At 72.8% G+C, this 15,052-nt stretch carries 6 protein-coding genes; 2 read left to right on the top strand and 4 right to left on the bottom strand.

Annotation, left to right across the window (positions count from 1 at the left end; genetic code table 11):
- Nucleotides 1-2,044, bottom strand: a 2,044-nt coding sequence (locus tag ABT048_RS22890) for a M4 family metallopeptidase (protein WP_350523305.1), incomplete at its 3' end; no start/stop codon positions are given.
- A 554-nt stretch (nucleotides 2,045-2,598) separates the two neighbouring features.
- Nucleotides 2,599-8,103, bottom strand: a complete 5,505-nt coding sequence (pulA, locus tag ABT048_RS22885) for a pullulanase-type alpha-1,6-glucosidase (protein ID WP_350523304.1) — start codon at nucleotides 8,101-8,103, stop codon at nucleotides 2,599-2,601.
- Between the two features lie 317 nt (nucleotides 8,104-8,420).
- On the opposite strand from pulA, the gene ABT048_RS22880 reads away from it, so the two are divergent.
- On the top strand, nucleotides 8,421-9,389 hold the full coding sequence (locus ABT048_RS22880; protein ID WP_350523303.1) for a phosphatase PAP2 family protein: 969 nt from the start codon (nucleotides 8,421-8,423) through the stop codon (nucleotides 9,387-9,389).
- Nucleotides 9,390-9,531: 142 nt separating this feature from the next.
- Here the strand turns inward: ABT048_RS22880 and ABT048_RS22875 are convergent, their stop codons facing one another.
- Entirely contained in the window at nucleotides 9,532-12,570 is a 3,039-nt protein-coding gene (locus tag ABT048_RS22875) for a bifunctional [glutamine synthetase] adenylyltransferase/[glutamine synthetase]-adenylyl-L-tyrosine phosphorylase (protein WP_350523302.1), read from the bottom strand.
- 224 nt (nucleotides 12,571-12,794) lie between these two features.
- On the opposite strand from ABT048_RS22875, the gene ABT048_RS22870 reads away from it, so the two are divergent.
- On the top strand, nucleotides 12,795-13,547 hold the full coding sequence (locus tag ABT048_RS22870) for a class E sortase (protein ID WP_350523301.1): 753 nt from the start codon (nucleotides 12,795-12,797) through the stop codon (nucleotides 13,545-13,547).
- A gap of 99 nt (nucleotides 13,548-13,646) precedes the next feature.
- Here the strand turns inward: ABT048_RS22870 and ABT048_RS22865 are convergent, their stop codons facing one another.
- Nucleotides 13,647-14,858, bottom strand: coding sequence for a hypothetical protein (locus ABT048_RS22865; RefSeq protein WP_350523300.1), 1,212 nt, complete (start codon nucleotides 14,856-14,858; stop codon nucleotides 13,647-13,649).
- Between the last annotated feature and the right edge of the window lie 194 nt (nucleotides 14,859-15,052).

The raw sequence follows: 15,052 nt of genomic DNA, 5'->3' as shown, positions 1-15,052 counted from the left end.
GCGTGTCGGTGTGGGTGGAGCCGTAGCCGTCCATCCACGCCTTCCACGAACCGCCGTGCGCGGCCTGGCTGGAGCTGTTGTCGACCACGCCGGAGGTCGACGTCCACGGCGAGGCCGAGCCGGTCTCGAAGCCCGCGTTGCCCAGCAGCTGCGCCGGGGTGCAGCCACCGCCGCCACCGGTGGTGACGGTCCAGGTGAAGCTGGTGGTACCGGACTTGCCGGCCGAGTCCTTCACCGTCACGGTGACGTTGGAGGTGCCCGCCGCGGTCGGGGTGCCGGTGATCGCGCCGGTGGAGGCGTTGATCGCCAGGCCGGCCGGCAGACCGGTCGCCGAGTACGACAGCGGAGCGGTGCCGCCCGAGGCCTTGATGGCCAGGTTGACCGCGGTGCCGACGGCGGTCGACTGGTTGCCCGGGTTGGTGACGGTGACGCCGCCCGGGTTGGGCAGCGAGCCGACGTTGACGGCGGCCCAGGCGGTGGCGACCGCGTTGTACTCGGCGCTGTTCGCGCCGTACAGGTCGGTGGCCGCGTTCAGGGTCGCGGTACGGGCGGCCGCGTAGTTGGTGGTGGAGGTCATGTAGGCGGTCAGCGCCTTGTACCAGACCTGCTGCGCCTTGTCGTGGCCGATGCCGGTGACGGTGATGTTGTTGACGGTCGGGCTGTTGTAGCTGACGCCGTTGATCACCTTGGCGCCGCTGCCCTCGGACAGCAGGTAGAAGAAGTGGTTGGCGACGCCGGACGAGTAGTGCACGTCCAGGTTGCCGACGCCCGAGTACCAGGAGTCGGCCGACTGGCCGTCCTTGGAGGGCTTGTCCATGTAGCGCAGCGGCGTGCCGTTGCCGTTGATGTCGATCAGCTCGCCGACCAGGTAGTCCGGCACGTCCTTGGGCAGGTTGGCGTAGAACTCCACCATGTTGCCGAAGATGTCCGAGGTGGCCTCGTTGAGGCCGCCGGACTCGCCCGAGTAGTTCAGGTTGGCGGTGGCCGCGGTGACGCCGTGGCTCATCTCGTGGCCCGCGACGTCGAGTTCGGTCAGCGGGTGGGTGTCGCCGTCCCCGTCGCCGTAGGTCATGCAGAAGCAGCTGTCGTCCCAGAACGCGTTGACGTAGCCGGTGTCGTAGTGCACGCGGCTCATGGCGCCGACGCCGTCGTTGCGGATGCCGTTGCGGCCGAAGGTGTTCTTGTAGAAGTCCCAGGTGGCCGCGGCGCCGAACTGGGCGTCCACGGCGGCCGACTCGCGGTTGCTGGCCTGGCCGTTGCCCCAGGTGTCCGAGGACTTGGAGAACAGGGTGCCGTTGCCGGAGGTGCCGTTCTTCATGTCCGTGGTGTACTGGCCGCCGCGGCTGGCGTCCTTGAGGGAGTAGGTCGAGCCGCTCTGGGTGGTGGTCAGCGGCACGTTGCCGACGAAGACGCCGGTACCGGTGCCGCGCATGATGCCGTCGGCCTTGCTGAGCACGTCACCGGTCTTGGCGTCGGTGACCACGTGCAGCTTGCTCGGGGTGCCGTCGGACTCCTGGCCGGCGATGACCGTCTCCCAGGCGAGCTTCGGGGTGCCGTCCGCGGCCCACACCACCAGGCGCGGGGCGGTGTCGACGGAGCCCGCCTCGACGGCCAGCGCGGCGGCCTGGGCCTTCGGCGCGGCCAGGGCCGGGGTGGTCTCGACGCCGGCGAGGTTGGCCTCGCTGGCCTTGGTCACGCTCTTGGTGGCACCGTTCGCGTCCTGGTGGACGATCAGGTCGCCGCCGAGGACGGGGAGTCCGGCGTAGGTGCGCTCGTAGCGCAGGTGGCGACCGCCGTTGGCGTCCTGGACGACGTCCTTGGTGACCAGCTTCTCCTGGCCGCTCAGGCCGAGGGCCTGGGCGAGGGAGGCGGTCTGCTGGTTCGCCGAGGCGATCAGCGCGGCCCGGGTGGACTGCTGGGCGGCGACGGCGGCCGGCGCGTCCGGGGTGGCCGCCTGGGCGATGACCGGTATGCCGGTGACCAGCAGCGCGGTGGACGCGGCCAGGACGACCGCCGCCTTCCGGGCGTGAGCGTAACGGGACATGCGGACTCCTTTTCCGACCGGGGCTGGGTCGCGCCGGTGGAGAGAAACCTGGGCCGCGGGGTTGCGGCGCAGTGGGGGCCCCCGCCGGGTGCGACGGAGGTGCGGTAGCGGGTTGCGGTGCACACAACCCGTTGCAGGGTCGGGACGCGCTGCACCATGGCTGGAACGGCTGCACCGGGGGGTGGGGCCCCCTCGTCTGCAGCCGGAGGAATCGTGGCAGCAAACCGGCCGCCAATGACAGATGCATGCCACTGATTGGCCGGTTCATTACCGAAACCGTATGCATGGCGGTTCGTCAGTTGTGGTACGCCGTCGCGAACTCGTGAACACGGTTTTCATGCCCCGGACAAAGTTCGATCACTACCGGCGGTCACTGACCAGCAGTCGGAAGCGGCGGCCGTGCCGCCGGGCGCCGCGCAGCGCCGAACGGGCGCGGCACGTCACAGTTCCGGCCGTGCCAGTGGAGCTTTCCGGCCATTCTGTGGCCGGAACGGAACCGGGCCCCGCTCCGCCTCGACGGCGGTGCGGGGCCCGGCGAACAGCGGGTGTACGGATCAGTGTTGGACGAACACCGCCACGGTGCGGCCCGGCACGGTGAAGGTGCCGGTCGCCGCGTCGAAGCCGGACTGCTTGACCACCTGGTCCGCTCCGCCCGCCTGGACGGGGTGCAGCGCCTGGCCCGTCCCCCGCAGGGCCGCCACGGTCTGCGCCTGTGCGGTGGGCGTGGCGTTGAAGACCACCGTGATGCCCTTCTCGGCCCCCGCCAGCCCGGTGCCGTCCAGGTGCAGGGTGATCACGCCGGGCGTCTCGCCGGCGGTGCCGGAGAGCGGGTACGAGAGCCGCTGCTGGACGGCGGCCAGGGTGGGCAGGGAGAACAGCGGCGAGGACTGCTTGATCCGCAGGAACTCCTGGTACTGCGCCGAGGTCGCCCGGATGTCGGCCGCGCCGACGGTCAGCTTCGGGTTCGCCAGCAGGGACTGCGCGGTCGGCCACATGCCCTTGTTGTCGGCCGCCGGCGGCAGGCCGCGGCCCCAGCCGTTGCCGTCCGCGGCGTCCCAGTGGATCGCGTTGAACCAGTCGCCCGAGTCGTAGGCGTTGGAGTCGAGCGACTTGGAGCGCAGCAGGTCGCTGCCGGCCTGGGCGAAGCCCGCGCCCTGGGTGAGCGCGGTGAGCGACAGGCCGAGCGCCTGCATCCGGGCCCGGTCGGCGGGCGCGGTGCCGGTCGGCAGCTTGTACGCGAGCGCGTCGAAGAGGTCGGTGTTGTCGTGGGCGTCCACGTACTCCACCGCCTCGCCCGGCTTGGCCGCGTACCCGGTCGGGGAACCGTTGTAGTCGACCTGGGCGCCGGTGACGGCCTTCCCGGAGCTGTCGGTGAAGGAGTACCCGGCCAGGTTGCCGGTCAGCCCCACCTTCAACTGGTCCATCTGGTGCAGCAGTCGGGCCTTCTGCTGGTCCGGGCTGCCGTTCGCGGGCGAGCCGTTGGGGTCGGTGAACAGGCCCGAGGCGAAGCCCTGCTGGGGCGCCGAGTCGAGCATGAAGTTGCCACCCCGCGCGGCGTCGCGGATCCGGTCGTCGAAGGTGGCGATGCCGGTGCCGGCCATGTTGGCCTGGGTGGCCTGCTCGAACCGGGCGTTGTTCGCGACGGCGCCGAAGTTCCAGCCCTCGCCGTACAGGAAGACGTTCTTCCCGTCCACGCCGTCCGAGTCCGGCGTCATCTTCCGCAGCGCGGCCTGCACGTCCAGCATGGTGGACTTCGGGTCCAGGCCCATCAGGTCGAAGCGGAAGCCGTCGACCTTGTACTCGCGGGCCCACAGGGTCACCGAGTCGACCACCAGCCGGTTCATCATGGCGTGCTCGGGCGCGGTGTCGGCGCAGCAACTGTCCGTCGTCACCTTGCCGTCGGCGTCCAGCCGCTGGTAGTAGCCGGGGACGACCCGGTCCAGCACCGAGTGCTCGGCCTGTCCGGCGGCGGCGGTGTGGTTGTAGACCACGTCGAGCACCACCCGCAGCCCGGCCGCGTGCATCGCCTGCACCATCTGCCGGAACTGCACGGTACGGGCCGTGCCCGCCGGGTCGGTCGCGTACGAGCCCTCCGGCACGTTGTAGTGCAGCGGGTCGTAGCCCCAGTTGTAGGCGTCGTCGGCGGCGACCGCCGCCACGCACTCCTGCTGCTTCGGGCCGTCCGCCGGGAGGGACTTGAGGTCGCAGGCGGGCAGCTTCTGATCGGCCCGGTTCTCCCGGATGGTGGCGATGTCGAAGGTCGGCAGCAGGTGGATCGTGGTCACCCCGGCCTTGGCCAGGTCCCGCAGGTGCTGCATGCCGGCCGACTGCGACTCGGTGAACGCCAGGTAGGTGCCGCGCTCGGCGGCCGGGACGGTGGGGTCGTCCACCGAGAAGTCCCGGACGTGCAGTTCCTGGATCTGCTGCTGCGCGGGCGGCACGGCCTGCGGCCGGGCGTGGTCGTCCCAGCCCGCGGGCTTGAGCTCCTTGGCGTCGAGGTCGGCGACCAGGCTCCGCTCGGAGTCGGTCGACAGCGCCACCGAGTACGGGTCGGTGACGGTGTTGGTGACCACCTGCTGCACCGAGGGCGCCCAGACCTTCACCTGGTACAGGTAGTACTTGCCGTCCAGCTCGCCCTTGTCGCGGACGACTTCCCAGACCCCGGTCTCGTCGTCGAGCTTCAGCGGCAGCGTCTTCGGGGTGCCCCCGGCGGCGCTGTCGAAGACCTGGACGGAGACCTCCTGCGCGGTCGGCGCCCACAGGGACAGCGCCACCTTGCCGTTGTAGTACGCCGGGCCGAAGTCGACCTTGCCGGTCCGCCCGGCGTAGAGGTCGTCCAGCACGCCCGGGGTCTGCACCCCGGTTCCGGCCAGCACGGCGCCGCTGGGCAGGTGTTCGGTGAACAGCAGCTGGCTGCGCAGCGCGGCCGGGACGCGGGCGGTGTCCCGGGCGTCCACGGTGAAGGCCCGGTAGCCCGCCAGGTGCGGGTACTTCGCCTTCTGCGCGTCGGTCAGCCCGCCCTTGACCGGGGTGAGCCGCAGCCACTGGCCGGGCTTGGTCAGCACGCCCTTGTCGGCCTTGATGCCGCCCGCCGGGTCGTAGACCAGCTGGGCGCTGGTGCCGCCGGCCAAGGCGTCGTCGCCCGCGCCGTAGTTCGCCGGGACGACGACGGTCCTCGCGTCGATCCACTGCGCCTTGGCGCCGGTGAGGTCGACCTGCGAGGAGGCGGCCGGGTTCTGCGGCAGCAGGTGGCCCTCGCGGCCGCCGAGGATCCAGACCTCCCTGCCGTCGACCGCGAAGTCCAGCGACTGGTCGGCGGGCAGGTCCTTGTCGTTGCCCCGGTGCAGGATGTAGCTGAGGCTGGTCGCGCCGGGGGCCAGCGGCACCTCGAAGACGGCGCCGAAGGCGTCGCGGCGCGCCGGCGTCAGCGGCTTGCCCCAGTCGGTGGGGGTGGCGGCGCCGGTCCAGTCGTGCAGGCCCCAGCCGTCGTAGTCGCCGTCGGCCCGGTTGTAGTGGATGACGGCGGTGTTCGCCGGCGGCGTGCTCGTCGGGCCCGGGTTCGCGGTGCGCACCGCCGGGTCGCCCTGCTTCAGCCACACCTCGCCGGTGCTGCCGACGTCGACGTGGCGGTCGGCGTCCACGTCCTTGACGCCGTTCTTCTCCACGATGAACCCGACGTCCGAGGCGCCCGGCTTCAGCCGCACGTACGCGAAGGCGCCGTACGCGTCCCGGCCGGTGAAGGCGTGCCCGGCGGGCCACTGGGTGCCCTCGCCGTCGGCGAGGTCACCCCAGGCGTAGAGGTTCCAGCCGTCGTAGTCGCCGTCCGGCCGGTTGTAGTGGACGACGGCGTACGGGCGGGCGCCCGCGGTGGGCACCGGCTGGGGTGCGGGGGCGCCGGTGGTGAAGCTCGCGGTGGCGGAGCGCAGGTGGCCGCCGGAGTCCTGGACGACGGCCTTGTAGCGCACGACCGTGCCGGGGGCGACGGCGCCCAGGTCCTGGGTGACGGCGTACTTCCCGGTGTCGGCGGTGCCCAGGGTCTGCCAGGGTCCGTTGCCGATCTGGGCGGCGAAGCTCACCCGGTCGAAGCCGCCGCCGTCGACCTTCGCGCCGACCGTGACGAGGCCGGTGGCGCCGTCCGCGGGCGGCTGCAGCGAGATCTGCGGCGCGGCGGTCACGGCGGCGAGCCTGCCGGCCGCCTTGAACACCACGGAGGACAGCGCCGGTACGGTCACCGTCACCTTGCGGTCGGCGCCGGAGGTCAGCTTCTCCCCCGCCGCCGGGTAGATCCGGTCGAAGCCCGTTCCCGCCGAGAAGGTGTCCAGCGTGACGGTCTTCGCCTCGGCGGCGTTGTTGACCGCCACCAGGTACTCGACCTGCTGCCCGGCGTCGATCCGGGAGAAGGCGTAGACGCCCGCGCCGTCGGCGGCGTACCGCTCGATCTGGGCGCCGTCGGCCAGCGCCGGGTTGTCGCGGCGCAGCTTCGCCAGGCCCGCGATGCCCTGGTAGAGCGCGCCGTCCTGCCCGTACCGGTCGGCCGGGCCGGAGGCGCCGCCGAGCACGCGGTCGCTGTTGTAGGAGGGCGTCTTCGAGGCGAACAGGTCCTGCCGGGCGTCCTTGTCGCCGCCCGCGCCGGTGAAGCCCTGCTCGTCGCCGTAGTAGACGACGGGCTGGCCGCGGGTGAGGAACTGCAGCTCGGTGCCGAGCCGGTCCTTCTTCAGCAGGGTCGCCTCGTCGGCGCCCGGGTTGTCGGCGAGCAGGAAGGAGCCGAAGCGGCCCATGTCGTGGTTGCCGAGGAAGGTCGGCAGCTCGTAGGCGTCGGTGTCGGCGCCGGTGTACCGGTAGTCCTGGCCGTAGACGTCGGCGAGGGCCTTCGCCGAGCCGCCCTGGGAGACGTACGAGCGGGCCGCGCCCTGGAACGGGAAGTCCAGGGTGGCCTGCAGCTTGCCCTGGGTGACGTACGGCGAGGTGATCGCCGGGTCGCCCGAGTAGACCTCGCCGAACATGAAGAACTTCTTGTTGCCCTGCTTGGCGGCGAAGTCCTTCAGCGCGGGCGCCCACTGCCGCCAGAACGCCATGTCGACGTGCTTGACGGTGTCGATCCGGAAGCCGTCCACGCCGGCGTCCTTGACCCACTGCTGGTAGACCTTCTCGAAGCCCTTCACCACCCGGGGGTTCTGGGTGTCGAGATCGTCCAGGCCGCTGAAGTCGCCCTCGGTGGCGGACTCGCCGACGAAGGTCGAGTCGCCGCGGTTGTGGTAGAGCGAGGGGTCGTTGAGCCAGGACGGGGTCTTGGCGTTCGCGTCGGCGGGGTTGCGGAAGACCGGGGTGTAGGGGAACGAGTCCTTGGTGATCCGCGGCCAGGGGGCGCCGGCGTCGGCGACGGCGGTCTCGTCCACCGGCTTCCCGTCCGCGTCGAGCGTCGGGTAGGCGCCCGCCGAGCGGTAGCCGTGCTGCTGCTCGGCGTCGTCGATGACGTCGGCGGTGTGGTTGGTGATGACGTCGAAGAAGACCTTGATGCCGCGGGCGTGCGCCTTGGCTATCAGCTCCTTGAGCTGGTCGTTGGTGCCGAAGTGCGGGTCGACCTGGGTGAAATCGGTGATCCAGTAGCCGTGGTAGCCGGCCGAGGCTTCGGCCCCGCTGCCCTGCACCGGCTTGTTCTTGAAGATCGGCGCCATCCAGATCGCGGTGGTGCCGAGGTCCTGGATGTAGTCGAGCTTCCGGATCAGGCCGGCCAGGTCGCCGCCGTGGTAGAAGCCCTTGTCGGCGGGGTCGAAGCCGTTGTCCAGCCGCCCGCCGGTGATGCCGCCGGTGTCGTTCGCCGGGTCGCCGTCGGCGAAGCGGTCGGGCAGGACGAAGTAGAACTGCTCGCGGGTGAGGTCGTGCCGCCCGGCGGTCGCGGCGAGCGCGGCGTCCGAGGGCGGGGCGGGCGGGGCGGCACCGAGGGCCGCGGGGGCGCTGCCGAGGGTGGCGGCGGTCAGCGCGACGGCCAGCAGGACGGCCGTGCGGCCCGTCCTGCGGGGTGATCTGCTCCGTCGGGGGCGGAGCGGGGCATCGGCCACTGAGGGCTCCCTTAGGGGAAGGGGCGATCGAGTTTCCAGGAAGCTAGCGGCCTGCAATATGTTTCAGCAAGATGCAGAAACCGTTTCGTCCCGGGAAAATCCAGCTCCACGGCCGCCTCCGGCCACCCCGATTACTCCCCCGGAGCGACGGGCGTGACAATGGGACGTATGTCCGTCCCACCGGTTAGCACCAGAACCCCGCGCACCCCCGACCCCGGTGGGAGCCGGCCCCTAGCCCTCAAGGGGGACAGCCGGTGAAGAATCCACTTCCAGAGGATGAGCAGACGGCTACGAGCGGTCTGGCAGACTTCTCGTCCATGGGGGAACCGACCGAGATCCAGCGAGGCGACGCCGGGCGCGCCGACACGGCCGACGGTGGCGGTTCCGAAGCGGCGACGACCGTCCCCGGTCACGTGCCCGACGGAGCCACCCGTACCGTCCAGTCCCGTTCCGCAGCCCTGCGCAATCGTTTCCGCGAGCAGCGCCGTTCGCCGGCCCGGCCGCGGATCTGGTTCGAGCTGGCCCTGATCGGGATCAGCTACTGGATCTACTCGATCGTCCGCAACGCCGTCCCGGAACAGGAAGCGATAGCCCAGAAGCACGCACGCTGGATCTGGGAGCTGGAGCAGCACCTCGGCATCGCCGTCGAGCGCTCGGTCAACCACGCGATGGACGGCGTCGGGTGGCTCATCACCGGGATGAACTACTACTACGCGACGCTGCACTTCATCATCACGATCGGCGTCCTGGTCTGGCTCTACCGCAGCCACCCCGGCCGGTACGTCGCCGCCCGCACGGTGCTGTTCGTCACCACCCTGATCGCCCTGGTCGGCTTCTACTCCTTCCCGCTGGCCCCGCCCCGGCTGATGACCGACGGCGGCTTCATCGACACCGTGAAGACCCACGGCACCTGGGGCTCCTTCGCCTCCGGGCCCGCCGCGCACGTCTCCAACATGTACGCCGCGATGCCCTCGATGCACATCGGCTGGTCGATGTGGTGCGGCCTGGCGATCTTCTTCCTGGCCCGCCGGAAGTGGGTCAGGGCACTCGGCCTGATGTACCCGGCCGCCACCCTGGTGGTCATCGTCTCGACCGCCAACCACTTCTGGATGGACGCCGTCGGCGGCGAGATCTGCCTGGCCGTCGGCTTCCTCGCAGCCCGCTGGCTCTACCACGAGTGGGTCTACAAGCTGCCGCAGGTGCCCGCCCGGGAGTCGGCGCAGGACCAGCCGGTCACCGTCCCCGAGCAGTGGAGCGAGCCCGCGGTCAGCACCGCGCGCCGGTAGCGACGACGAACGACGAAGGGGCCCCGCACGGGGCCCCTTTCGCGTGCCCGGGGGCTCTTCCGCAGGCCCGGAGTGGCGCTTCCGCGTGCCCCGGGGATGGCTTCCGCAGGCCCAGGGAACGCTTCCGCACGCCCCGGGGCGCTCAGAGCCCGTAGAACAGCCGGTCCACCACCGCCCGGGCCCGCCGGGTGGTCCGCCGGTAGTCGTCCAGCAGCTCCCCGCTGTGCCCGGCACCGTACCCGAGGTAGCGGGCCACCCCGGCCAGCTCCCTGGCCTCCCCCGGGAAGCTGTCCCCGGGACGGCCCCGCACCAGCATCACCGCCGCCCGCACCCGGGACGCCAGCACCCAGGCCGCTTCCAGCACCTCGGCGTCCGCCGGCTCCACCAGCCCGCCCGCGACCGCGGCCGCCAGGGCCGCCCTGGTCCGGGTGGTGCGCAGGGCCGGCAGCTCGTGCCCGTGCTGCAGCTGGAGCAGCTGCACCGTCCACTCCACGTCCGCCAGCCCGCCCCGCCCGATCTTGGTGTGGGTGGTCGGGTCGGCCCCGCGCGGCAGCCGCTCGGCCTCGATCCGGGCCTTGATCCGGCGGATCTCCATCAGGTCCCGCTCCGGCACCCCGTTGCCCGGGTAGCGCAGCGGGTCGATCAGCTGCCGGAACCGCGTGCCCAGCTCCTCGTCCCCGGCCACCGGCTCGGCCCGCAGCAGCGCCTGGCTCTCCCAGGCGTGCGACCATCGCCGGTAGTACGCCGCGTACGAGGCGAGGGAGCGCACCAGCGGACCGCTGCGCCCCTCCGGCCGCAGGTCGGCGTCGACCAGCAGCGGCGGCTCGGTGGACGGCGCGCCCAGCTGGGTGCGCAGCTCGTGGCAGACCGCCTGGGCGGCCCGGGCGGCCTCCTCCTCCAGCGAGCCGAGCAGCGGCTCGTGGACGAAGAGCACGTCCGCGTCCGAGCCGTAGCCCAGCTCGTGGCCGCCGAAGCGGCCCATCGCGACCACCGAGATCCGGGTCGGCAGGTCCCCGTGCTCGGCCTCCCAGCCGGCGACGCAGGCCCGCAGCGCACCCTGCAGGGTGGCGGCGTTGAGCGCGGTGAGCGCCTCTCCCGCGACGTCCAGCGCCTCGGCGGGGTCCTCCCCGAGCCGGCCGAGGACGTCCGCGGCGGCCGTGCGGAACAGCTCCCGGCGGCGCACCGAGCGGGCGGAGGCCACGGCGGCCGTGGTGGACCCGGCCCGGCCGACGGCGGCCAGTATCTCCGACTGCAGCGCCGCCCGCCCGCGCGGTTCCAGGCCCTGCGGATCGCCCAGCATGGCCACCGCCTCGGGGGCGCGCAGCAGCAGGTCGGGGGCGAGCCGGCCGGCCGACAGCACCCGGGCCAGCTGTTCGGCGGCCGCGCTCTCGTCCCGCAGCAGCCGCAGGTACCAGGGGGTGCGGCCGAGCGCGTCGGAGACCTGGCGGAAGTTGAGCAGCCCGGCGTCCGGGTCGGCCGAGTCGGCGAACCAGCCGAGCAGCACCGGCAGCAGGGTGCGCTGGATCGCCGCCTTGCGGCTCACCCCGGAGGCCAGCGCGCTGATGTGCCGCAGCGCGGCCGCCGGGTCCGCGTAGCCGAGCGCCTCCAGCCGGGCCCGCGCGGCGTCCGGGGTCAGCCCGGCGGCGCCCGGCGGCAGCTCGGCCACGGCGTCGAGCAGCGGCCGGTAGAACAGCTTCTCGTGCAGCCGCCGGACCTCCACCGCGTGCCGCTTCCACTCCCGGTGCAGCGCGGCCACCGGGTCGGCGCGGGTGTCGTCGTTGATCAGCGGGGCCAGCGAGCGGGCCAGTCGGCGCTGGTCCTCGGCCCCGGTGGGCATCAGGTGGGTGCGGCGCAGCCGGTACAGCTGGATCCGGTGCTCCAGCGAGCGCAGGAAGCGGTACGCGGTGTCCAGCGAGGCGGCGTCCGCCCGGCCGACGTACCCGCCCCGGGAGAGCGCGGCCAGCGCCTCCAGGGTGTTGCCGCTGCGCAGCGCCGGGTCGGTGCGGCCGTGCACCAGCTGGAGCAGTTGGACGGAGAACTCGACGTCGCGCAGCCCGCCCGGGCCCAGCTTGAGCTGGCGGTCCAGTTCGGTGACCGGGATGGAGTCGATCACCCGGCGGCGCATCTGCTGCACGTCGGTGACGAAGTTCTCCCGGGCGGCGGCCTGCCAGACCAGCGGGGCGAGCGTCTCGACGTACGCGGCGCCGAGGTCGGCGTCCCCGGCGACCGGCCGGGCCTTGAGCAGCGCCTGGAACTCCCAGGTCTTGGCCCAGCGCTGGTAGTAGGCGAGGTGGCTGGCCAGGGTGCGGACCAGCGGGCCGTTGCGGCCCTCGGGGCGCAGGTTGGCGTCCACCGGCCAGATGGTGCCCTCGCCGGTGGTGTCCGCGCAGAGCCGGGTGAGGGCGGCGGCGAGCCGGGTGGCGGCCCTGACCGCCTCGGGCTCCGCCACGCCCTCGCGCGGCTCGGCGACGAAGATGACGTCCACGTCCGAGACGTAGTTGAGCTCCCGGCCGCCGCACTTGCCCATGCCGATCACCGCGAGCCGGCAGGCCGCGGCGGCCTCCGGGTCCTGCTCGGCGGCGAGGTCCAGGGCGGTCTGCAGGGTGGCGCCGGCCAGGTCGGCGAGTTCGGCGGCGGTCCGGGCGAGGTCGGTGGTGCCGGTCAGGTCGCGGGCCGCGATGGCGAGCAGGCAGCGGCGGTAGGCGATCCGCAGCGCGTCCGCCGGGCTGCGGTCGCCGCCGCGGACGTCCGCGTCCCGGACGCCGTCGGTCAGCGCGCGGCTGAAGTCCTCCGGGCCGGGGTGCATGTCGCGCAGCTCGAAGGTGACCAGCGCGTGCCAGTCGTGCGGGTGCCGGGCCAGGTGGTCGCCGAGCGCGGTCGAGACGCCGAGCACGCCGAGCAGCCGGTCGCGCAGCGGCTTGGAGGTGGTGAGCGTGTCGCGCAGGGTGTGCCGGTCGGCCTCGTCGGCGGCCTCCATCAGCCGGGCCAGGCCGAGCAGCGCGAGGTCGGGGTCGGCGGTCGCGCCGAGCGCGTCCAGCAGCACCGGGTCGTCGGCCAGGCCCTCCAGGCCGGGGCCCTCCAGCAGCCGCACCGCCCGCGCCGGGTCGCCGAACCCGCGCCGGACCAGCCGGTTCTCCGGCCTGCTGACCCGGCTCCCGGCCCGCTGCTCGTCCACCGCCATCGGCCCCTCCATCCGTCCGCCCCAGCAGGTTACGCGCCCGGGCGGCCCGCCGCCGGACGGCCCACGGGCCGGGCCCGCCCGGTCACCGGCCGGCCCGGTGCACGGACCCGGGCGGCGGCGTGGCGTGTCGGCTTGCCCGCCGGCTCGCGGGCGCGGTGGAGTACGCGCATGACCAGCCCGGACGCCCCCGGCGGCGGCCGGCGCGGCGGCCGAAGGGACGAACCATGGCAATCGAGCACCCGGCCGAGGGACGAGCACCTCGCCGGCACCCCCTGCGGGTCGCGTTCGGCGCGCTCGGCGACGTGCTGTTCACCATCGGCGTCCTGCTCGCCCTGTTGCTCGCCTACTCGCTGTGGTGGACGAACCTCACGGCCGACCGGCACTCCGGGGTCGCGGCCGAACAGCTCCGCCGGTCCTGGTCGACGGCGGCCCCGACCGTCCCGACACCCGCGGCCTCCGGCGCCGCGGCCGCCGCGCCGCCCCCGTTCGACGCGGGCGGAGGCATCGGGTTCCTCCACGTGCCGGCCCTGGGCGCGGGCTACGAGGTGCTGATCAGGATCGGTACCGACGAGGACACCCTCGCGGACGGGGTCGCCGGCGCCTACACGGCGCCGTACCGCTCGGCCATGCCCTGGGACGCGCAGGGCAACTTCGCCCTCGCCGCCCACCGCGACGGGCACGGCGCGAAGTTCCACGACCTGGACCGGCTGAAGCCGGGCGACCCGCTGGTCGTGGAGACCCGCGACCGCTGGTACGTCTACCGGGTCGACGCCACGCTGCCGGAGACCTCCGCGGACGACACCGGTGTCATCGCCCCGGTGCCCACCGGCTCCCCGTACACCGGGCCGGGCCGCTACATCACCCTGACGACCTGCACCCCCGTCTACACCTCGCTCTACCGGATGGCCGTCTGGGGCAGCCTGGTCGACGAACGGCCGATGGATCCGGGCCGTACGCCGCCCCCCGAGCTGCGCTGACGGGCCGGGGCCCGGGAGGGAGCGCGAACGGAAACCGGGACGGAAGACCGACGGGCGGTGCGCTCTCCGCGCACCGCCCGTCGGTCACCCGCTGCCGCGTCATGCACGCCGTCGGCTGATCCGCATGGCTGCCGCGCCGGCCACGAGGAACGCCGCCGAGAGAGCCGCCAGCAGCGGCGTCTGGCTCCCGGTGTGGGCCAGCTCGCCGTGGTGGTGGTGCCCGGCCGCGTGCTGCTCGCCCCCGCCGTGGTGCCCGCCCTGCGGGGCCGGCTTGTGCGACCCCTCCTGCGCGGCGAACTTGGCCTTGTTCACGTTCTGCGCGGCCTGGTGATTGCTCTGGCTCTGGTGGTTGGACAGGTTGTTGCTCTGCGCGGCCGACTGGTGCGCGGAGTTGTTGGAGTTGGCGGTGGAGCTGTTGTTCGACGTGCTCGCGGCGCTGTTGTTCGCGCTGTTGTCGAGGTTGTTGGTGACGACGTTCTGGACGACGACGGTGAGGTCGACCTTCTGGTCCTGCCGACCGTCCTGCTTCTGCTCGGCGTTCTGGGCCTGGCCCTGGGCCTGCTCCTGACCCTGCGCCTGCTCCTGGCCCTGGGCCTGGTTCTGCTCGCCGTTCTGGCCCTGCCCCTGGTCCTGACCGCCGTGCTCGCCGTGGCCCTCGTGACCACCGTGGCCCTCGTGGCCGCCGTGGCCCTCGTGGCCGCCGTGCTCACCGTGCTCGCCATGGCCCTCGTGCCCGCCGTGGCCTTCCTGACCCTCGTGGCCGCCGTGCTCGCCGTGCTCGCCGTGCTCGCCGTGCTCGCCGTGCTCATCATGGCCCTCGTGACCACCGTGCTCACCGGGCGGGCAGACGCACTCGGGGAGCTCGTGGTGGCCGGGGCTGCCCTCCTCCTCGCAGGACGCGCCGCCGGCCGCGGCTCCTTCGGGGAGCCCGGGCGCCGCCGGCTCGCCCATCGGCCGGCCACGCTCGGCGCCGTCCTCGCCCACCTGGACCGAGTCGCCCGGCTCTGCGGCGTCACCCGGCTCGGTGGCGTCGCCCGGCTCGGTGGCCTCGTTCGACTCCGGGTCGGCCGGCTCCGGCGTGTCCGACCGCATGATGCTCCGGCTGGTGACGGTCCAGGTGTTGCCGGAGAAGCCGGTGCCGTCCCCGGCCAGGCGCAGAAGGCTGTCGACCCATTCGCCCCGGGCCCCTGCCGACTCGGAGGCGGTGCCGTGGTCGACGGAGGACGAGGCGTAGGCCGTGTGACCGGCACCCAGCACGAGCGTGGCCGAGGCCAGTCCGGACAGGACCAGGGTGGTGATTCGAGTACGCATGGACACTCCAGGATGATCCGTAAAACGGATCTTCTGAATACGCCCCTGGGTCACTCGACCGCGGTTCGCACCGCTGCAGAGTCGTCGGATTGGCCCAACGGATTAGCGTGCGCGGAGGATGCCGCACGAAACAGGCGGGGCCGCGCCCACCGGAACCGGGCCCCCGGGTGAATTTAGGAACGAGTAATAAACAG

Source organism: Kitasatospora sp. NPDC096140, assembly GCF_040303045.1.
Taxonomy (GTDB): Bacteria; Actinomycetota; Actinomycetes; order Streptomycetales; family Streptomycetaceae; genus Kitasatospora.
Note: the sequence above shows the minus strand (reverse complement) of the source record. Positions and strands in the feature narration are given on the sequence as shown.